The sequence below is a fragment of the Exiguobacterium sp. s75 genome (assembly GCF_018617145.1).
GTDB lineage: Bacteria > Bacillota > Bacilli > Exiguobacteriales > Exiguobacteriaceae > Exiguobacterium > Exiguobacterium profundum.
Genome location: NZ_JACSJQ010000003.1, coordinates 197,885 through 217,136, shown reverse-complemented (window position 1 = coordinate 217,136; position 19,252 = coordinate 197,885). Strand labels below are relative to the sequence as shown.

Below are 19,252 nucleotides of genomic sequence, written 5' to 3'. Positions count from 1 at the left end.
CGCTGTCACGCAAGAAGATCGGAAGCAAGAATCGTGAAAAAGCCAGGCTGATCCTCGCCAAGAGACACGAGAAAATCGCCAACCAACGCAAGGACTTCCTTCACAAGCTGTCGAGACGGATCGTTGACGAGAACCAAGTCATCGTCGTGGAGACATTGAAGTCGAAGGACATGATGAAGAACCACAAGGTCACCAAATCGATTGCAGATGTCAGTTGGTACGAGTTCGTCCGACAACTCGAATACAAATCAAACTTCTACGGACGGACGCTCATCAAGGCAGACCCCTGGTACGCATCGACCCAAATCTGTTCTTCTTGCGGCAAGAAAGGTCAGAAGAAGACGATGGATGTCCGTGAATGGACGTGTGCCTGTGGCGCGCACCATGACCGTGACATCAACGCGAGCATCAACCTGTTGATGTTGGCCGACTGACAACCCTTCAGGGCAGGGACTGCCCGACGAGCTTGGTCCATAACCGTGGCGGTAGGAGCACGGTCTTTCCAAGAAGCTCCCACTTCAATTTGCAAAGCAAATAAGTGGTGAGTAGTTCACATAGACGGCGTACCTGTCTTCATCCATTCTTCGCGTAACATACCCATCCGAATCGAATCATAGCGCTTCTCGTTCACGACACGCACTTGACGGATTCGACCTTCGAGTTGCATCCCTACTTTTTCAGCGACCCGCATCATCCGTTCATTCCCGGACCACGTCGTCAAGCCGACACGGACAACGGGTAGCGTCTCAAATAGATGCTCGGTCCATAAGCGAAGGGCACGCGTCCCGACACCACGATTCCAGCGGTCGGACTGATGCAGGATGATGCCCATCTCGAGCCATTCTCGTCCGGCATCTTCGAAATAGTAAGAAACGGTCCCATATACGGTTCCATCGACCTCAATGACCCACATGTCTTTTTTTTGAATGAGCGACTGCTCGATTTGCTGAAACTCTTCGTAGGACATCGCCTTATGTTCGAAGTAAGGAGCGTCCCATTGTTTCCACTCCGGTGTTGCATCCCGGTAAATCAATTCCCATAGTCGGACTAAGTCTTGTTTTTCAATCGGTCGAATGACCACTTCTTGATCTTGTCGCATGTTGTCTTCCTCTCTATAGATCGTCCTTACCTTATTCTTGTGTCCCGTTCGAATCTCCTTTTTTTCGTTTGCGCCAAATGAACGCAAGAATCAAGACAATCACACTTGCCATGACAGAAGCGATCGCGATTGGACTCGAATCGGTCATAAACAATTGTCCGATGGAGACAGAGTAGGCAAGTCCGAACGACGTGACGAGTTTTGCCCCGAACGCGATGCCCGCAAAACGCGGGAATGGCACGCGACTAAACCCAGCAGCGAGACAGATGACCTCATCCGGCAAAATCGGAATGATGAACAACACGAGCAATACACCAAGACCGTATCGATCGACATATCGATCGTATGTCTTCAGTTTCTCTTCATCGACCCAACGAATCATGCGTCCTCGGCCAAACCGGGCCAACCCATACATAACAAAGATGCCAAGCGTAGTCGAGATGCTTCCGACTAAAGCCGCACGAAACGGTCCGAGCGCGACACTCCCAATCGGCACACTGACCGCTTCCGGGACCGGCAAGGCAATCGGTTGTAAAAAGCTAAATGCCGAAAACACCCAGACCGCCTGTCGTTCATATTGTGCTAATAGACGATCCAATCCGTATGTGTCATAAAGGACGAGTCCGAACGAGACATAATAGACGAGAACGAAAATTAAGAAGAGCGAGAACGTGATCTTCCACATCTGCTTTAGGATGACGTTCGAGCCGTCCCGAATCGCCCGAAGTAACCCGACCGAAAGAGCGAGTAAGACAATGCCCGTCCAACCGAGCTGGTACGGCAGTAAGAGAGAAGGCAAGACGACGAACGGCAACAGACTGAGCGCGACAATCCCTAATCCATATCCAAGATAAATCGAATGTCGTTCTTTCATGTGCCCTCACCCTCTCCCCGTTCTATTTCTAGTGTACCCACAAAGTGATAGGGATGTATCCTGCCGAAGGCGCTTTCCCTCTCATGCTTTTGACGTAGAAAAACCACGGTCCGCAATGGACCGTGGCTTTCAATCACTTATTCTCCAAGTGATGCTTGGATGAAGTCATGGAATAGACGTTGTGGACGTTCTGGACGCGAAATCAATTCTGGGTGGAACTGTGATGCCACGAACCACTTGTGTTCTGGAATCTCAATGATTTCTACGAGACGACCGTCTGGGCTCGTACCTGAGAACTTGAAGCCTTCTGCTTCAAACGCTTCACGGTATTCGTTGTTGAATTCATAACGGTGACGATGACGCTCGTATACGAGTTCTTGATCGTATGCCGCATGCGCTTTCGTCCCTTTTTCGAGTTTACATGGATAAAGTCCAAGACGAAGTGTGCCCCCAAGATCCTCGATATCTTTTTGCTCTGGAAGAAGGTCGATGATCGGATACGGTGTCGACGGATCGATTTCTGCAGTATGTGCGCCGTCCAGCTTCAAGACGTTACGGGCAAACTCGACCGTCGCGAGTTGCATCCCGAGACAGATTCCGAAGAATGGGACGTTGTTTTCACGAGCAAAACGTGTCGCTTCAATCTTCCCTTCGATTCCACGCTCACCGAATCCACCTGGAACGAGGATTCCGTCCGCATCGCCGAGGATGTCTGAGACGTTTTCAGCCGTCACGTCTTCCGCGTTGACCCAGTCGATGTCGATATCCGCGTTGAACGCATAACCCGCATGTTTGAGTGCTTCCGCGACCGAGATATAGGCATCACGCAATTCGACATATTTCCCGACGAGTGCGATTTTCACTTTCTTCTCAAGGTGTGTGACCGTGTGGACGAGTTCTTTCCAAGCCGTCATGTCAGCAGCCGGTGAATTGAAACCGAAGTAGTCGTTGACGAGTTGGTCCATTCCTTGTTTTTGAAGGTTGAGTGGTACTTCATAAAGTGTCGATGCGTCTTGCGCCTCGATGACCGCTTCTTTGCGTGTATCACAGAAGAGGGCGATTTTTTCACGCATGTCTTCTGGGATATCGTGCTCCGTACGAAGAACGATGATATCCGGTTGAATTCCGTAGCTGCGAAGCTCTTTGACACTGTGTTGTGTCGGTTTTGTCTTCATCTCACCTGCTGCGCGAAGGTAAGGGACGAGTGTACAGTGGACGTACATGACGTTCTCTTTCCCAATGTCATTCTTCACTTGGCGAATGGCTTCGATGAACGGAAGGGACTCGATATCCCCGACTGTTCCACCAATCTCTGTAATGACGACATCGGCGTTCGTCTCGCGTCCTGCACGGAAGACACGGTCTTTGATTTCATTCGTGATATGCGGAATGACCTGAACCGTCCCACCGTTATAGTCTCCACGACGCTCTTTCTTCAAGACAGTTGAATAAATGCGCCCTGATGTGACGTTCGCGTTTTGCGACAAGTTGATGTCGATAAAGCGCTCATAGTGTCCGAGGTCAAGGTCAGTCTCAGCGCCATCATCTGTGACGAATACTTCTCCGTGTTGATACGGGCTCATCGTACCTGGGTCAATGTTGATGTATGGGTCAAACTTCTGAATCGTGACGTTGAGTCCTCGATTTTTGAGTAGACGCGCGAGCGAAGCTGCCGTGATCCCTTTACCGAGCGAAGATACTACCCCGCCTGTTACGAAAATGTACTTTGTCATGTTTCTTTCTCCTCTCTTGAATACCAACCATCGGGAAACGAAAAAACAAAAAAAGCAAAAGTGCCCCCGAAAATGGAGGACACTTTTGCTGCATCGTTACGTGCTAAACTAGCCCATGACTAATTTACGCCAGAGACGATGCAGTCGTCAAGATATTATTTTTTCTTTTTTTCAAGTCGATGAACACGACTAAAAAAGAAAAAGAGACACGCCTAGCCGGGCGCGATGCCCGGCTTTTTTGCGGTCTCTTATAAATCATCCTCGTCTTCGATATCGAGGTCGTCGTCCAAGTCATCGTCCTTGAAATCGTCAAGGCCTTCTACTTTTTCTTCTTCGTCCTCATCATCGAATTCAGATGAATCGTAATCTTCAACTTTTGCGAATACATCCAAGTCATCCTCGATATCGACGATGCCTTCGTCTGCTTCTTCGAACTCTTCTTCGAATTCGTCAAGTTCACCACGTTGACGTGCTTCGATGACGAGATCCTCATCCGACTTATCGAATGGGTACCAAACACGAAGCGCCCAACGGTTTGCTCCTAAGTTGACGAACAACCCGTCGATGTTCAAATCGGTGTAAAGTTGTGCGATTTTCTCGAGTTCTTCCTCTTCACTCGCAAACGTATAGTTTTGCTTGATTTTTTCGCGAATCTCATCAAAAGAAACAGGCTGTTCGCCAGTTTCTTGGAGAAGTTCATAAACGAAATCAATCAACGATTTATTCATTAAAGGACACTCCTTTTCCGTCACTAGTTAAACATCACTCCTCATTATAAACAAAAGCGATATGAAAAAGCTAGGGAAAATTATGATTCATGTATTCTACTCGGACGAACTCGGAACCAGTACAGGCTGATTAATCCAATATTGAAAATCCACGTAAGTCCTAGAACACCGAACATCCATGCTTTTGGAATTTGAAACGATAATTCCTCGTTTACTGTCTGCCCAACGTACAAACCGTATCCTATCAACCTAATCATTAAGAAGGGTTTTCGCCGTCGTCGCCACCGATGTACGCACACTTGCAGAGAACGAAAAACAACTGAGCAGTCAAATCAATGCGCTCATTCCTGAAAATGAGACGAACATCGCGGCCCTCCTCGAGCAAATGGGGCCGAAAAACAAACAAGGCACGGTCCGCGGACCGTGCCTTGTTGTATTATTGGACAACTGGTTCTGGAATCTCGATGGCCTTCAGCGAGCGATCGAGCAATTCGACGACATCGAACGTGCCGACGGTCTCATCAACTTCTTTCGCTTTCGTTCCATCTGATAACATCGTCAAGCAGTACGGACACGCCGATCCGATGACGGTCGGTTTCGTTTCAAGCAACTGTTCTGTCCGAGCCACGTTGACACGTGTCCCGACTTTTTCTTCCTGCCACATGAGACCGCCACCCGCTCCACAACACATACCGTTTTCACGGTTACGTGTCGCTTCGACGAGTTCGACACCCGGTATGCGTTCTAGGACGAATCGTGGTGCATCGTAAATGCCGTTATAACGACCAAGGTAACAAGAGTCGTGATAGACGACACGTTCATTCACTTGAAGGTCTGGTTGGATTCGACCCGTATCGAGCAACTCTGCGAGCAACTCCGTATGATGATACACCTTCACATCAGTCAAACCGAAGTCCGGATACTCATTTTTGAACGTATTGTACGCGTGCGGGTCGACCGTGACGATTTTCGTCACCCCATACTTCTCGAACAACTTAATGTTCGCTTCGGCGAGTTCTTGGAAGAGCAACTCGTTTCCGATTCGACGTGGAGTATCCCCTGAGTTCTTCTCTTCATTTCCGAGAATGGCGAATGAGACGCCCGCCTTGTTCAACACGCTCGCAAAGCTCTGCGCGACTTTTTGGCTACGGCTATCGTAAGACCCCATCGCGCCGACCCAGAAGAGATACTCGAATTCCTCGCCTGCTTTTTTCTTCTCTTTCGCCGTCGGGATGACGAGCTCTGTATCCTTACGCCAGTTCTCGCGTTCTTTCCGGTTCATTCCCCACGGGTTTCCTTGACGCTCGATATTGGCGACCGTACGCTGTGCCTCAGGATCCATCTTCCCTTCCATCATGACGAGGTAACGACGAAGGTCAATGATTTTATCGACGTGTTCATTCATGACCGGGCACTGGTCTTCACAGTTACGGCAAGTCGTACAAGCCCAAATTTCTTCTTCCGTGATGACGTTGCCGATCAACTCGTCTGCGACGAGCATATGACCGTCTTGCGCAGCTGCTGCGATTTCAGCACCTTGCGTGTTTTGGAACATGAGTGCAGGTGCCCACGGTGATTTTCTCGTGACCGCCGCGCCTTTCATATTCATATGGTCACGAAGTTTGACGATTAAGTCCATCGGCGACAACATCTTCCCAGTTCCTGTTGCCGGACAAACATTCGTACAACGCCCGCACTCGACACAGGCATACAAGTCGACGAGCTGCTTCTGGTTGAAGTCTTCAATCTTGTTGACCCCGAAGACAATCTCTTCATCCGACTCTTCCGCTTCTTCCATCGCTGAAAAATCAACAGGTGCCAAGCGACCGACTTTGTGCGTGCGACCGAGCCATACGTTGAGCGTTCCGGCAATCAAGTGTGCGTGTTTTCCTTGTGGGATGTAGACCATGAAGCTGAGTAAGAATAAAAGGTGCATCCACCAAAAGACGACGAATAAAGCGAAAGCGACAGAGCCCGGTACCCAAGCAAACGCTGAGCCGATGAGCGTCGCGACCGGTTCGCCCCACATTGGAAGCTCTTCTTTATAGACGAGGTAAAACCCGTTCCCGAACAATACGGAAACCATCAACCCGCCGATGAAGATGAGGGCAAGACCTGCTAAAAAGTTTCGTTTCAAGCGCACGAGCTTCTCGACGTAACGACGGTAGAATCCCCAAACGACCGCAACGAGAATCATGAGCATGACGATTTCTTGCATGAACGTAAAGATTGGATAAAGCGGACCGAGCGGGATATGCGGGAAACGTGTTCCCACCGCTAGTCCTTTCCAAATAAAATCAATCGCCCCGAATTGGACGAGGATGAAGCCATAAAACATCATGACGTGAATTGCGCCACTCTTCTTATCTTTCAACAATTTCTTTTGACCGAACACGTTGATCATGACCTGTTCGAGTCGTTCTTTGTTCGTTTGGCTCCATTCTGCCTTCTTCCCGAGCTTGATGAACGTATAACGCTGATGAACTAGCGTAGCAAATAAATATACACCATAGCCGAGGACGAGCAAGAATAGAATCCAGTTGACGATTAAAAATGTAGACATCCCCAAAACTCCCCCTTTGAAAACGGATTCAATCTTGAATTCAGTATATCAAATGATGAATGAACAGTCATTCATTTTTATGAAGTTCTCATCAGAAGTTTAGAAGATGTTTCAATATGAGCAATAATCCTCCATAGCTGCACACGGCCAATACGAACGTGCGGAAGTGCAAATTTCGGTCGGATGGCAGTTCAAACTTCACGATATTGAGAATCATCGCCCCGGCCACAAAGGCAAAACAGAGCGCTTCGACGTGCGCCGCCAAGTCAATCCAGCGTGAAAAGAACCCACCAAGTAAAATCCCCCCACTCAACAAATAGCGTCCTTGTCGCATGTAACGTTTACCATAATGACGATTTAAGTCATGCCCGAGCGCTAAAAAGTGGACACCGAGCGCTGTCGCATAGAAACTTCTCGCAACGAACGTCACCGAGTCGGCTGTCACCACGTACGCCGAGAAGGTCATATAGGCCGTGAGGAGTGTCACCTGTAACCAATACGAAACGGCCCGGTCGACCGCCTCATCTTGAAAGTGAGGAGTTCGAACGAACCGCATCGTGCCATAAAATACCGTGAATCCGATAAGACTGACGATATAAATCTCAGAAGGTAACGCCAAATTCAACCAATCGACACGAAGCGTGTCCTGGCGTTTGTTCAGAGACGGCAAAAGATACATGAAGAAGTACGTGATGGCGATTCCGCTCGAGAATGAGAACCATTTCTTTGAGGGAACGGTCTCTTCCCGGAATAAATAGATGCCGAAGAAGTTAATCAGCGCCAAATAGATGATGATCCAGTTCGCCATCTCGTCCTCACCCTTTCAAGTCAATCCAAAACCGCTCGACGACTGTCCCGTCTTCTTCCGTATACGGTGTGTCCGCAATGCCACCATTGTTTAAAATGACTTGACGGGAAGCGATATTTGTCCGGTTACACGTGATGAGTGCCCGCTCGATTCCAAGTTCTTTCACTTTCTCAAGCGCAAGTTGCAGTTGGATGGTGGCGAGTCCACGCCCGCGTGCGCTCGGTTTCACCCCGTACCCGACATGCCCACCAATCTTCAAAAGTGATTCATTCAACTCGTGACGAATGTTCGCCGCCCCGAGAAGCTCTTCTCCATCTGTAAGCCAATACGTCGTGCTCGGGACCCAGCCTTCCTCTATGTTCTCACGTAACTCTTTCTGACGTAATGTGTTGACGTACGCCTCGAAGTCTGTCGTTTCACGGTCCACCGAGGTCGGGACAATCCGCTCATCCCGCTCGTACCATTCCTCTAAAAATGCGAGAATCTGTTCTTTTTGATCGACAGACGTCTTGATTAGTCTTAACATCCCATTTCCCCCTTTATTCCTTTCCATTCGTGTTCTCTAAATTGATTTCCTTGTTCCTTCATCTTAGGGAAAGCACAATTGAAATAAAATAGACGTTCTCGTCAAAGTTTGTCCCCTTTCAGGCATGAAAAAAAGTGCCACCTTGTTCAGATGACACTTTCGGTATGCTTATCCTTCGAGTCCGAGACGTTGCGGCATGTGTGGAGCAAGTTGTCTCGCTTCTTCTAACCGTCCTGCCTCGACGAGCGTATGGAAATGTAAAAACTGTTCGTGCGATGCATCACTGATGGCTGCCAAATAATCGACGTACCGATCGTAGACCGCTTTGTCTTCTGACCGCGCCTCAATAAGTGCGATGTACAGGCGAACGGTGTCTTCCCCGTAAAGGAGCGGGAACTCATCGTTCAATTGAAGCAATTTATCGATTGAATCGACATCGACTCCGTTTTCTTGGTCATAATGCATGATGACTTGCTCAGCATGGTCTTCAAGGCGACCGCGCCACTCTTCATACTCTTCTTCATTCGTTTCGAGCATCTCGAACCAGTCTTCGTTCAACATCTCTTCAATCTTGTTTACGCGTTCTGTAAAGTTCATCAGTCTTCTCCTCCTTCAAATGTCCACGTGACATGTACTTCATATATACCAACATCTTCTTCATTCATGGACAACTCATATACGAACGTACATGATTCTTCCGAGACATCGAGGCGCGATGTCGTCGTCGCCATCGTCATCGACATATATGGATTCTTGTATAAGCTTTGCGTGAAGCGACCTTCGATGAAGGAGTGGTTCATCTCAATCGGTCCCTTACAAATCAGCGCCAATCGTTCCGGCGTGTACTTGATTGTCGTCGGGACCGCCCCGTCCTCTTGTCGTTGGTCAAACATTAAAATAAAGCCAGTCTTCAATGGATAGTATAAACCGTCTGCCGAGAGCTCGATTGACTCTGGCATGTCACTCATCCGTGTTGTTTGCTGGACACGCACGCGAAGTGGTTCAATCGCCATGCTCATCCCCCTTTCCGTCAATTCATCGTACCATATGTGGTAGGAGTCGTTCTATCGACGGCGCTTCGTTTTCACATAGACGAGATGGTCTACCCAATCTTCGTTCTCAAAGATAAACCCTTCTCTCGTGCACTCATACGACATGCCGACACGCTCCGCGAGACGAATGGATGCTTTATTATCGAGATTGATATGTGCCTCGATTCGTTGAAAGTTCAAGTCGTCAAAAGCAATACGCATCGCCAGGTCGACTGCTTCTGTCCCATACCCCTGACCCCAATGTTGATTATGAATCGTATACCCGACCCTCCCCCATTGAAACGCATCTCGCGCCAAGGTAGAAAAATCCACCATGCCGAGATGTATCCCATCATCAAGCCGGAAAACGGCGAAGACATGTGCCTCGTCTTCAAGCGCAAGTGCCTGATGATTGTCGACTAGCTGGTCAAACCAAACGGACGTACAGTCGCTCATGTCTAATTTCCCGGAATCGTACACGTGTTGCGAAATACGACGATTTGTAAATCCACTTAACCACGCGTCATAATCTTGTTTCTCTAACGGTCGTACGATGATTCGATTCGTTTTTCGTTGATGAGTAAATCGGTTCAATCTCTCAGGTCCCCTTCCTATTGCTTTTATACAGTCAGAAAAACTTCTTCCAATTCCCTTCCGAAATCACATCGACCTTCCCATCCTTCACGCGAATCGCCGTCTCGTCGTCAATCGCATAGGCCGGCGACTGTAATGTCTCCGCCCATTCTGCAGCATCTCGTGACGTGTTCCCCGGTAACATGTCATGATCGAGATGTGGAAAGATCGAGAAGTCGACAAACCCTAACGTCTCATCGCTCTGCTCATCGGATGCGCGCCATCCGACAAACGCTTCTCCGATTCGTGGCGTCATCACCATACTCCCCGCACTCAATCCGACGTAGACACCTTTCCAGGACGGGAGCAGCGAGGCTACCTCGGACTGTTTCATCCAATGGTAGAGAAAGAGCGGATCGCCCCCATTCACCAATAATACGTCTGCCTTATCAAACGCCGGTCTCCACACCGACTCATCGATACTCGGGAGTGCGCTCAGTTCGAGCACCCCAACCGACTTCCAGCCCAACTCACACATCGGCGTCGAGAAATCTCCGTTGAAAAAGTTCCATGCGTGTTTCGTTCCCCCGTTCAACGCATAAATGGCTGTTGGGATACAGAGTGCATTACACTCTTCAATCGGCTTGTCTAATAACTCGAGAAGTGCTCGTTTGATGCTTTCGTTCTTAATACCTGCTGACGTTAATAACAGTTTCATTTACGTTTCCTCCTTCTCATCTCCCTATAAGGAGTTCGCATGAGTCGCCGTTATCCCCTTTTTCCAACAAAAAAGGCCGTAGACGAATTTTCGTCCACGACCTTGAAGTTCTGAAAAATTAGCTAATTTTATACACGCGACCTTCGAACGGTTTCAAGTGAAGGAGCGATGATTCCGCATCGCCTTCAACCGGCATGTTGCTCAAGACGACATCTTGCGCACGAAGTGTCTGATCCATATCAAACATCGTCTCTTTCGCCGTCAAGTTCGTGACGACGAGGTACTGCGTGTCACCGAGCGTACGCGTATACGCATAGACTTCCGGATGTTCCGGCAAGACGACATCATACGCCCCGTAAACAAACGTCTCATTATCTTTACGAAGTTGAATCATCTCTTTATAGAAGTTAAAGATTGAGTCCTCATCTTTAAGCTGTGATTCGACGTTGATATCCGTATAGTTCGGGTTGATGCCGACCCATGGCTGCTCTGCGAACGTGAATCCGGCGTTCGGGGCATCACTCCACTGCATCGGTGTACGCGTGTTGTCGCGTGACGAGTTCCACGTGATGCGCATCATCTCGTCATGACTCTTCCCTTGTTCGACACCGATATAGTAGCGGTTGCGTGTCGCGATGTCATCATATTGATCGATCGAATCGAATTTGACGTTCGTCATCCCGATCTCTTGACCTTGATAGATAAACGGCGTCCCTTGCATGAGGAAGTACATCATCGCAATCGACTTCGCGCTTTCTTTCCAGTAACGTTCATCGTCTCCCCATTTCGAGACCGTACGCGTCTGGTCATGGTTTTCGACGTAAAGGGCGTTCCATCCATCGGCCTCAAGTCCTTTTTGCCATTTCGTCAACACGTTCTTCAAGTGAACGACATCGAGTTTCGAATCGACATCTTCACTCCAAAGGTCCATGTGTTCGAATTGGAAGACCATGTTCATCTTCCCTTCCTTTTCACCGACCCATAGATGGGCATCGTCAGGTGAGACGCCGTTCGCTTCACCGACCGTCATGATGTCATGTTTATTGAACGTCTCGTCACGAAGCTCTTCTAAATAGTCGTGAATTCCGTCCACGTTCATGTGCATCTCGAACGACGGTACAAAGTCGAGGTCGTTCGGGTTTGGCAAGTCGGCGAACGTCGGGTTCTTGCGAATATGGCTGATTGCATCGACACGGAACCCGTCGATCCCTTTTTCGAGCCACCAGTTGATCATATCGTATACCGCTGTACGCATCTCAGCATTTTCCCAATTGAGGTCCGGCTGTTTCTTCGAGAAGACATGCAAGTAGTATTGCTCCGTCGTTTCATCGAATTCCCAAGCCGAGCCACCAAAGATCGATTCCCAGTTATTCGGCTTCGACCCGTCCGGTTTTCCGTCGCGCCAGATATACCAGTCGCGCTTCGGATTGTCTTTTGAGCTCTTCGATTCAATGAACCAAGGGTGCTCATCCGACGTATGGTTGACGACGAGGTCGAGCAACAGCTTCATACCGCGCTGATGCACTTCGTCCAATAAGCGGTCGAAGTCTTCCATCGTACCGAACTCGTCCATGATATCTTGATAGTCACTAATGTCATAACCGTTATCATCGTTTGGCGATTTATACATCGGGCAAATCCAGATAACATCAATACCGAGGTCTTTCAAATAGTCGAGCTTATCAATGATTCCTTGAATGTCTCCAATTCCGTCCCCATTCGCGTCATAAAAGCTACGAGGATAAATTTGATAGGCGACGGCTTCTTTCCACCAGTTGCGTTTAAGCGTTTGTGTTTGTTGTTCTCGTTGTAAAAGTTGCATGTGATCTAGATACTCCTTATCCCAAAACTCACTGCTCATCATTTATACTTATCTTATTCGTGCTGTGAACTTTATATCATTAGCGCAATCGTTTGCACTATGCAATAAATTTATCTTACCAAAAAACATTCGATGATACAAAGATGTTTCATCAGCATACTCAACGTGTACCCTACACGATTTTGAAAAGAAATGAAAGCGAGGTGCTTCATCATGTTTCGATTTGCCACAATGGAGGATTTTTCAGCAGTCGATCAATTGATTTTAAAGAAAGCAAAAGAGTTCCAAGTAGCCGGAAAGTCGCAATGGGTCAAATATTTAGAGCCGAGTCGTTCCGACTATGTCCGTCACGATTTGACGAACGGGACGGTGTTTGTCTACGAACGAGATCAACAAGTCGTCGGTGCCGTCAGCCTGATTCCTCCGACTGACTGGGACCATAATCTATGGGACGACCCGGACGGTGCCGTCTACTTGCATCGACTCGTCACAGACTCGAGTGCAAAAGGTGAACGCATCGGGGAACGTTTGATGCAGCATGCCTTAGCAAACACGTCTTCGACCATTCGATTGGACTGTGTTGCCGACAACGCCTTCTTAAATAACTACTATCCTCGGTTCGGTTTCCACTATATCGGTGAACGAAATGGATTCTCACTGTTTGAAAAACAGGCTTGACCTTGACGTGACGTCAACCTTTACGCTTTGACTAAGGAGGTGAAGGGATGTATTCGATACAACAACTTGCGTCACTCGCTGGAACGACAACGCGAACGCTTCGACATTATGACGCAATCGGTCTTCTCGTCGCGAACCGCGACGTCAACGGCTATCGGCGTTATTCTTCACGCGATGCGGAACGGTTGCAACTCATCTTACTCTATCGCACGCTCGATGTTCCTCTCGATCAAATCGGAGAATTGCTTGATTCAACGACGTTCAACCGGATTGATGTGTTGAGTGGACATATCGAGGCGTTGCGACAGAAAGCAGCCTATTTCGCTCAGCTTGCCGAGACGGCAGAAGCGACCCTCACCTCACTCAAAGGAGGGATTCCAATGGATGACAAGTCATTATTTGATGGATTATCTTATGAGGAGATTCAAGCTCACGAGGCGAAACATCAAGAGGAAGTGCAGAAACGTTGGGGAGAGACTTCAGCTTACAAGACAGCACAAGAACGTGCGCAGAAGCGATCGAAAGCGGATTGGGAACGCATCAATCAAATGCAACTCGATTTGATTGCGCCACTCGTTGATTTATTTCGTTCACAAATCGCAATCGATGACGACCGAGTTCAATCGATTGTGAAAGACAATCATCTGTTCATCGACACACACTTTTACGACTGTTCACTCGATATGTTCAGTGGACTCGGACAGATGTATGTGACGGATGAACGATTCACCGCATTTTATGATCGCTTCGAGCCGGGGCTCGCTGCGTATTATAACGAGGCCATCCAATACTATTGTATCGCGAACAGTTAAGTCCAAGCCTCAGGCTTGGACTTTTTTTCGTCGCTCGGTGTCTTCTTGCGGTCCTATTTGAAGATGTTTTTGTAACATCGGGAGACTCGTCGCCAAATAAATATAAGGGAAGGTCGAGAAGTTGTCCGTTCCACCTGTATAGATTACTTCACTCGTTAGTGGGGTCCATCCTTTCTTCGTCCACTGGCAAAGTCGAACTTCTTTTCTCGATGTGTGGTTATGGAATCCCCAATATGCTTCTCGTTGTCCCACTGCCATCGATGGGGTGATGGTTAAGATGGGACAGTTCATTTCTTGTAACAATCGTTCGTTCATTTCCGCAACTTCGTACATGATGATGACGTCCGGTTGCAGGTGTCGAATCGTATGTTCCGCTTTTTTATCTTGTAAGGAAACGACACGCGTCATACGCTGTTCCGGAATCGAATCGTCACAGAAAGCATACCGCGACTGCAACTCCGCGATTCGTTCTCGACTGAACCTCCGCATTATGGGAGTCAGGAAGGAAATGTACGATTGTGTCAGAAGTTCTTTCCACGTGTTGACATGAGTCGGTGTCGGACCATCTTCCATGATCACATGTGTGACGCCTAAATCCCGTATCGCTTGATAGACAAGTGTTGAACTCCAGTGGTCGCCCGTGCAGAGTACAACTCGCATTTTCTCATCTCCCTCCACTTTGGTTTGCGGTTTGACGCATCTCTCGGACCGCCACATCAAATGAACCAAACATTTGTTGAATGTCTTTTAATGTCGGACGATTGCCCTTTTCTTTTTGCCACACTTCATACCCCCATGGCGAGAGAGCGGTCAAATGTTCATCTGCCTCGTGTAGCGCGTCCATCATTTGCTTCTCCGTGAACAGCTCTCGCGTTGAGATGCCAATCTCGTCTAACGCTTGGGACCAAGACCCGAAACGCCTCACCACTTTCGTGATACTCGGACGTTGGTTCTGCTTGGCCCATTTGGCATAAGCGGTCGACGTCAATGGATGAAGCTCTTCATTGGCATCAAGTAACGATTGGATGATTTCACATTTTTGATCGAACGAGATGATACTCTTCAAATTCGCCTCAATCAGTGCCACTTTCCACGATCCGAACTGAATGACGACCTCTGTCAACGTCGGTGCATCATTGGTCATGGCCCACTTTCGATAATCGGCACTATTGAATGAATCATGCTCTTTCGCCGCTTCACGAAGCATTTGAATCATTTCCTTCTTTGTGAACCGTGGCGTTTGCTGTTCCAACCCAGCCAAACGCAGTACATTCGACCATGATCCGTACATTTCCAATAATTCCACCACGGTTGCCCCGCCGTGAATCTTTTGCCATTTCTGATACATGTAGATGGTGAGGCGACCGTCCGAAGAAGCCTCTTGTAAGTGATCAATCAGTTGTTGCTTTCCCATGTCGCCTCCCCCTTACGTGATTGACGTATCGGTTCATCCCACTTCACGGCTACTAATTTGTGCGAACAGGTGAAGTTGACGACTTAAAATTTTCGTTTCGTCAAATTTTTCTTCGACCACTTCGCGACCACGTTGCCCGAATGAATAACACTGTTCAGGATGTTCAATGAACCAGCGCATCGCCAAGGTCAGTGCCTCAGGTCGACCGACGGGAACGAGAAAGCCGGTTTCCCCATCCGTGACTTCTTCTCGACAGCCACGGATATCGGTAGCGATGACAGGTAATCCGGACGCCATGGCTTCAAGAATAGAGCGTGGCAATCCTTCACGATAAGAGGGAAGTAAAAAGACGTCGTGTGCTGCAAATAAAGAGGGGGTATCCCGAACGAATCCGGCGTAATGAATCTGTGGATTTTGGGCTAAATGCGCCTCGACTTGTTTCGCCGTCTCTTGATCACGTTCACTCGTCATCAACTCTCCAGCAATCGTCAACGTCGCGTTCGGATAGCGTTTCGTCAGTTCATCGAACGCCTGAAGTAAATCTAGGATTCCTTTTTCTTGAACGAGCCTTCCGACAAACAAGAACTTTAAATATTCTGGGGAAATGTGTTTCTCTGTCGGATAAAATCGATTTAAATCAATCCCGTTTCCGAGATGCATCAATCGTTCGTCCTCTTTGAAATGTCTTGTTTTAGCGAGTGAGTAATCTTCCTCGCTTTGGAGCAACAACCAATCGGTCGCTAATGCCGCGAGTGATTTCTCTAACCAGAAGACGAGTTCGTATGCGATTCGACCCATTCGTTCGTGAAAGTAAAATCCATGTGCGGTATAGAGAATATGTGGTGTCCTGGCAATGCGGGCCGCGACTCGTCCTAACGCTGCGGCCACCGGGGTGTGGACGTGAATGGCATCATATTTTTCGCGGCGCAATAACCTCACCAACTCTTGAATGGTCTGTAGATTACGCTTCGGGCTAAACTTTCGATCGATTGGCAACGTATGAATGACCCATCCTTCGTCCCGAAGACGATCCGTCCGATCACCGTAAGCACACGCGACGTCGACTTCGTGTCCTTCCGCCTTCAGCGACTCAATGAGAGGACGTAGCAACACATCCGCTGTCATATCGACAGCGCAGAACTGGAGAATCTTTAAAGGCGCCATAAGTGCACCTCCTCCGGCTTCATCGCGCGATCGAGCATGCCTTTCAAGTCAATGACGATGCCACGACCTAACTTCAGCTGGCGTTTCGCAATCGTCCAACCCTCTTGAACGAATTCATCGTGAGACACGGCATAGATGACGACATCCGCTGGTTTTAAGTCACAGTATGATTTGACGTCGATTCCATATTCGCGGCGTACCTCTTCCGAATCGACGAGCGGGTCACACACTTGCACTTCTAAGCCGAACTCCTCGACCTCTCGAATCAAGGAAGCCACTTTCGAATTGCGAATATCACTGACGTTCTCTTTGAAGGACATCCCGAGGACCGTCACACGTGCTCCGAGAATGGCCATGTTTTGACTAATCATCGTTTTAATCAGTGATGTGGCGACGAAACGTCCCATCGTCTCGTTGATTCGACGACCTGCTAAAATCACTTCCGGATGATAACCAAGCATTTCAGACTTCATCGTCAAATAGAATGGGTCGACGCCGATACAATGTCCACCGACTAGACCTGGTCGGAAATTTAGGAAGTTCCATTTCGTCCCAGCAGCCTCTAACACCTCGAGCGTGTCAATGTTCATGCGATCGAAGATGATGGCCAATTCATTCATCAACGCGATGTTCAAATCGCGCTGTGTATTCTCGATCACTTTGGCCGCCTCAGCCACTCTAATCGAGGAAGCGCGATGAACGCCGGCATCGACTACCGTCTCATAAACAGCCGCTACCACATCGAGTGTTTCTTCATCCTCGGCAGCTACGACTTTTTTGATTGTGCGGAATGTATGCTCACGGTCGCCCGGATTAATTCGTTCTGGAGAGTAGCCGACTTTAAAATCAATCCCGGCCCGGAGACCCGATGTTTTTTCAAGTAATGGGATACACTCTTCCTCTGTCAGTCCCGGATAGACCGTAGATTCGTATACGACAATCGTGCCCGGTCGCAAATGCGCCCCAACAGCACGAGTCGCGCTACAAATCGGTCCTAAATCTGGTTGATTTTGATCATTGATCGGTGTCGGCACAGCCACGATAATGAAATCCGCCTCTTCAAGTTTGGCGACATCCGTCGTATATAAGACCGCTGCTTGCTCAAGGTCTACTGATTCAACTTCTCGCGTGCTGTCGAGATGAAGGGTAAGCTCATTGATACGCGTTTCATTGATGTCTACTCCGATGACGTCTCCTACGCCACCTAACGCAACAGCGACAGGGAGTCCGACATATCCTAGTCCGACAACAGCTACGTGACGATTGGCAATGGTTTTTCGTGTTGTACGTGATTCTGAGATGAGTTTATCCATGTCCATCTGCCTCCTGAGATTCGGAATTATGCGGTTTTATCAATCACAATGAGTTTTCCATTCGGTCCCCGAGGAATCGATTGCACGGCGGTCAACGTAATCACGACCTCTTTGCCGAACAGTAGTTCAAGCTCGCTCCTCATAATCTCTTCATGTTCTGGCTTGAAACGTTCAAGATCCGGGACGTATTTTAATTCGATATGATACAAATCATGTTGCCGATACTGCGTTTGGATGACCGAGTTGGGTAACACTCGGACAACGGTCGTCAAATCTCCTTCGTAGATTTTTTGTTTGTTCGGAGTGAGTACATAATTGCTTTCGCGTCCCTCAATGGAAGTGACGAATGTTCCTCCCTGTCCACAAGCACATGTCCCCTCTCCAATTTTCATCCGATCGCCAATCCGGTAACGAACGAGCGGTGTCCCATGGGTCGTAAAGCTCGTCACTAAAATTTCCTCGTGATCCCCATACGACTCGATCACGCCTGTTTCGTGGTGGAGATGCATATTGCCATGAGTACATTCCGTTAAAATCGGCGCGCCTTCAGAAGACGCGTACTGATCAAATACCGGGGCATTAAACGCCTCTTCTAAGATGGCTCTTCCTTGAGGCGTAATCGTTTCGGCAGTCGGAAAAATAGCCAGTAATTGAAATTCAAGTGGAACCTGATTTTCTTTGATGTATTTCGCGATTTCAATCATGGCAGACGGTGCACTGTCTAATACGACTGGCTTGAATCGATTTAATGCGTCGATGTAATGAGGGATGGTCTGAGGATTGACATGATAGAGCGAGAATAGCAGTTGATTGAGCGGTCGATTGTAGCGCCAAAATACAGGTTTTTCTTGATTTGGATTACAAATTTTCCGTCCTGTGAAACTCGCTCGTTTCATTCCTCTGACAAACCCGTGTTGCGCTTTGAAAAAGTCGACGTGGGCCATACGTCTTTGATAGTCTTCTTTCGTAAAATGAACTTGTAGGGACGTCCCTGTCGTTCCACCGGTTCGTCCAAGAATGTCTGTTTTGATGTTCGAGTGGATGTCCGGATTTTTCCGAACTGTTTCTTTTTCGAGGATCGGGATGCGCTTCAACTCTTCCATCGATTGAAGGGGAAGAACAATCTCATTTTCTTCAAACAGTTTTTGATAATATGCATTGTGCGTCGCACAGAATTCAAGAAACGCATTGAGTCGCTTCAACTGATCGGCTGCGACAAGTACCCCATCTTTTGGACGATTGGCTAAAACGACTAACTCACGCTCATATGTGCGTCCGTACCGTTCTTGCCATAGTTTCATTCCATACAATGTCGTCATCCATTGTTGTAATCGAATCGGTGATCTCATGTATAAATCACGAAGCGCAAACCCTGCCATGGTGTAGTCTCCTCTCG

The 19,252-nt window shown here is 48.3% G+C and carries 20 protein-coding genes; 3 read left to right on the top strand and 17 right to left on the bottom strand.

Going from position 1 to position 19,252, the window contains the following annotated elements; translation table 11 throughout:
- Positions 1-434 (top strand): RNA-guided endonuclease TnpB family protein (locus KNO68_RS12250; protein WP_215112557.1); only part of this gene is annotated, 434 nt, incomplete at its 5' end.
- A 116-nt stretch (positions 435-550) separates the two neighbouring features.
- Here KNO68_RS12250 and KNO68_RS12245 read toward each other — a convergent pair.
- The 12 genes from KNO68_RS12245 to KNO68_RS12190 form a co-directional block, all read right to left on the bottom strand.
- The gene (locus tag KNO68_RS12245; RefSeq protein WP_078147687.1) at positions 551-1,099 is read right to left on the bottom strand and encodes a GNAT family N-acetyltransferase; all 549 of its coding nucleotides are present in this window, start codon (positions 1,097-1,099) and stop codon (positions 551-553) included.
- 31 nt (positions 1,100-1,130) lie between these two features.
- A complete protein-coding gene (locus KNO68_RS12240) occupies positions 1,131-1,973 on the bottom strand; it encodes a TVP38/TMEM64 family protein (RefSeq protein ID WP_215112556.1) in 843 nt (280 codons plus the stop codon).
- 137 nt (positions 1,974-2,110) lie between these two features.
- Entirely contained in the window at positions 2,111-3,706 is a 1,596-nt protein-coding gene (locus KNO68_RS12235; protein ID WP_074035670.1) for a CTP synthase, read from the bottom strand.
- A gap of 248 nt (positions 3,707-3,954) precedes the next feature.
- Entirely contained in the window at positions 3,955-4,434 is a 480-nt protein-coding gene (gene rpoE / locus KNO68_RS12230; protein WP_074035668.1) for a DNA-directed RNA polymerase subunit delta, read from the bottom strand.
- A 436-nt stretch (positions 4,435-4,870) separates the two neighbouring features.
- A complete protein-coding gene (locus tag KNO68_RS12225; protein WP_215112555.1) occupies positions 4,871-6,997 on the bottom strand; it encodes a (Fe-S)-binding protein in 2,127 nt (708 codons plus the stop codon).
- Between the two features lie 91 nt (positions 6,998-7,088).
- Positions 7,089-7,805, bottom strand: a complete 717-nt coding sequence (locus KNO68_RS12220) for a hypothetical protein (RefSeq protein WP_215112554.1) — start codon at positions 7,803-7,805, stop codon at positions 7,089-7,091.
- A gap of 7 nt (positions 7,806-7,812) precedes the next feature.
- Complete coding sequence (locus KNO68_RS12215) at positions 7,813-8,331, bottom strand: GNAT family N-acetyltransferase (protein ID WP_214687580.1); 519 nt, start codon at positions 8,329-8,331, stop codon at positions 7,813-7,815.
- Between the two features lie 168 nt (positions 8,332-8,499).
- A complete protein-coding gene (locus tag KNO68_RS12210) occupies positions 8,500-8,928 on the bottom strand; it encodes a hypothetical protein (RefSeq protein ID WP_215112553.1) in 429 nt (142 codons plus the stop codon).
- Entirely contained in the window at positions 8,928-9,344 is a 417-nt protein-coding gene (locus KNO68_RS12205) for a YwiB family protein (protein ID WP_214685430.1), read from the bottom strand. The genes KNO68_RS12210 and KNO68_RS12205 overlap by 1 nt, the downstream gene beginning before the upstream one ends.
- Before the next feature lie 51 nt (positions 9,345-9,395).
- Positions 9,396-9,956 (bottom strand): GNAT family N-acetyltransferase, encoded by a 561-nt coding sequence (locus KNO68_RS12200; protein ID WP_214685428.1) that lies wholly within the window; start codon positions 9,954-9,956, stop codon positions 9,396-9,398.
- 34 nt (positions 9,957-9,990) lie between these two features.
- Positions 9,991-10,653: a Type 1 glutamine amidotransferase-like domain-containing protein gene (locus KNO68_RS12195; protein ID WP_078147694.1), complete on the bottom strand. Its 663-nt coding sequence runs from the start codon at positions 10,651-10,653 to the stop codon at positions 9,991-9,993.
- A 118-nt stretch (positions 10,654-10,771) separates the two neighbouring features.
- Positions 10,772-12,475, bottom strand: coding sequence for a glycoside hydrolase family 13 protein (locus KNO68_RS12190; protein WP_078147695.1), 1,704 nt, complete (start codon positions 12,473-12,475; stop codon positions 10,772-10,774).
- Between the two features lie 213 nt (positions 12,476-12,688).
- Between KNO68_RS12190 and KNO68_RS12185 the strand changes: the two genes are divergently transcribed.
- Positions 12,689-13,153, top strand: coding sequence for a GNAT family N-acetyltransferase (locus tag KNO68_RS12185; protein ID WP_159563003.1), 465 nt, complete (start codon positions 12,689-12,691; stop codon positions 13,151-13,153).
- A gap of 47 nt (positions 13,154-13,200) precedes the next feature.
- The gene (locus tag KNO68_RS12180) at positions 13,201-13,965 is read left to right on the top strand and encodes a MerR family transcriptional regulator (protein WP_215112552.1); all 765 of its coding nucleotides are present in this window, start codon (positions 13,201-13,203) and stop codon (positions 13,963-13,965) included.
- 9 nt (positions 13,966-13,974) lie between these two features.
- Here the strand turns inward: KNO68_RS12180 and KNO68_RS12175 are convergent, their stop codons facing one another.
- Genes KNO68_RS12175 through KNO68_RS12155 form a run of 5 tightly spaced genes read right to left on the bottom strand, consistent with a single transcriptional unit; the run spans position 13,975 to position 19,235 of the window.
- Positions 13,975-14,625 carry a hypothetical protein gene (locus KNO68_RS12175; RefSeq protein WP_078147698.1) on the bottom strand — a complete coding sequence of 217 codons (651 nt, stop codon included), beginning with the start codon at positions 14,623-14,625 and terminating at the stop codon, positions 13,975-13,977.
- A 4-nt stretch (positions 14,626-14,629) separates the two neighbouring features.
- On the bottom strand, positions 14,630-15,379 hold the full coding sequence (locus KNO68_RS12170) for a hypothetical protein (RefSeq protein ID WP_078147699.1): 750 nt from the start codon (positions 15,377-15,379) through the stop codon (positions 14,630-14,632).
- A 33-nt stretch (positions 15,380-15,412) separates the two neighbouring features.
- A complete protein-coding gene (locus KNO68_RS12165) occupies positions 15,413-16,543 on the bottom strand; it encodes a glycosyltransferase family 4 protein (protein ID WP_078147700.1) in 1,131 nt (376 codons plus the stop codon).
- On the bottom strand, positions 16,531-17,856 hold the full coding sequence (locus KNO68_RS12160) for a nucleotide sugar dehydrogenase (RefSeq protein WP_215112551.1): 1,326 nt from the start codon (positions 17,854-17,856) through the stop codon (positions 16,531-16,533). The genes KNO68_RS12165 and KNO68_RS12160 overlap by 13 nt, the downstream gene beginning before the upstream one ends.
- A gap of 26 nt (positions 17,857-17,882) precedes the next feature.
- Positions 17,883-19,235 carry a phenylacetate--CoA ligase family protein gene (locus KNO68_RS12155; protein WP_078147702.1) on the bottom strand — a complete coding sequence of 451 codons (1,353 nt, stop codon included), beginning with the start codon at positions 19,233-19,235 and terminating at the stop codon, positions 17,883-17,885.
- Positions 19,236-19,252: the final 17 nt, after the last annotated feature.

Coding starts and splice junctions, on each gene's coding strand:
- KNO68_RS12220 (WP_215112554.1), bottom strand. CDS start 7,805: ATGGCGAACTGGATCATCATCTATTTGGCGCTGATTAACTTCTTCGGC.
- KNO68_RS12175 (WP_078147698.1), bottom strand. CDS start 14,625: ATGCGAGTTGTACTCTGCACGGGCGACCACTGGAGTTCAACACTTGTC.
- KNO68_RS12160 (WP_215112551.1), bottom strand. CDS start 17,856: ATGGATAAACTCATCTCAGAATCACGTACAACACGAAAAACCATTGCC.
- rpoE (WP_074035668.1), bottom strand. CDS start 4,434: ATGAATAAATCGTTGATTGATTTCGTTTATGAACTTCTCCAAGAAACT.
- KNO68_RS12245 (WP_078147687.1), bottom strand. CDS start 1,099: ATGCGACAAGATCAAGAAGTGGTCATTCGACCGATTGAAAAACAAGAC.
- KNO68_RS12240 (WP_215112556.1), bottom strand. CDS start 1,973: ATGAAAGAACGACATTCGATTTATCTTGGATATGGATTAGGGATTGTC.
- KNO68_RS12190 (WP_078147695.1), bottom strand. CDS start 12,475: ATGCAACTTTTACAACGAGAACAACAAACACAAACGCTTAAACGCAAC.
- KNO68_RS12195 (WP_078147694.1), bottom strand. CDS start 10,653: ATGAAACTGTTATTAACGTCAGCAGGTATTAAGAACGAAAGCATCAAA.
- KNO68_RS12210 (WP_215112553.1), bottom strand. CDS start 8,928: ATGAACTTTACAGAACGCGTAAACAAGATTGAAGAGATGTTGAACGAA.
- KNO68_RS12235 (WP_074035670.1), bottom strand. CDS start 3,706: ATGACAAAGTACATTTTCGTAACAGGCGGGGTAGTATCTTCGCTCGGT.
- KNO68_RS12205 (WP_214685430.1), bottom strand. CDS start 9,344: ATGGCGATTGAACCACTTCGCGTGCGTGTCCAGCAAACAACACGGATG.
- KNO68_RS12165 (WP_078147700.1), bottom strand. CDS start 16,543: ATGGCGCCTTTAAAGATTCTCCAGTTCTGCGCTGTCGATATGACAGCG.
- KNO68_RS12155 (WP_078147702.1), bottom strand. CDS start 19,235: ATGGCAGGGTTTGCGCTTCGTGATTTATACATGAGATCACCGATTCGA.
- KNO68_RS12180 (WP_215112552.1), top strand. CDS start 13,201: ATGTATTCGATACAACAACTTGCGTCACTCGCTGGAACGACAACGCGA.
- KNO68_RS12225 (WP_215112555.1), bottom strand. CDS start 6,997: ATGTCTACATTTTTAATCGTCAACTGGATTCTATTCTTGCTCGTCCTC.
- KNO68_RS12185 (WP_159563003.1), top strand. CDS start 12,689: ATGTTTCGATTTGCCACAATGGAGGATTTTTCAGCAGTCGATCAATTG.
- KNO68_RS12215 (WP_214687580.1), bottom strand. CDS start 8,331: ATGTTAAGACTAATCAAGACGTCTGTCGATCAAAAAGAACAGATTCTC.
- KNO68_RS12170 (WP_078147699.1), bottom strand. CDS start 15,379: ATGGGAAAGCAACAACTGATTGATCACTTACAAGAGGCTTCTTCGGAC.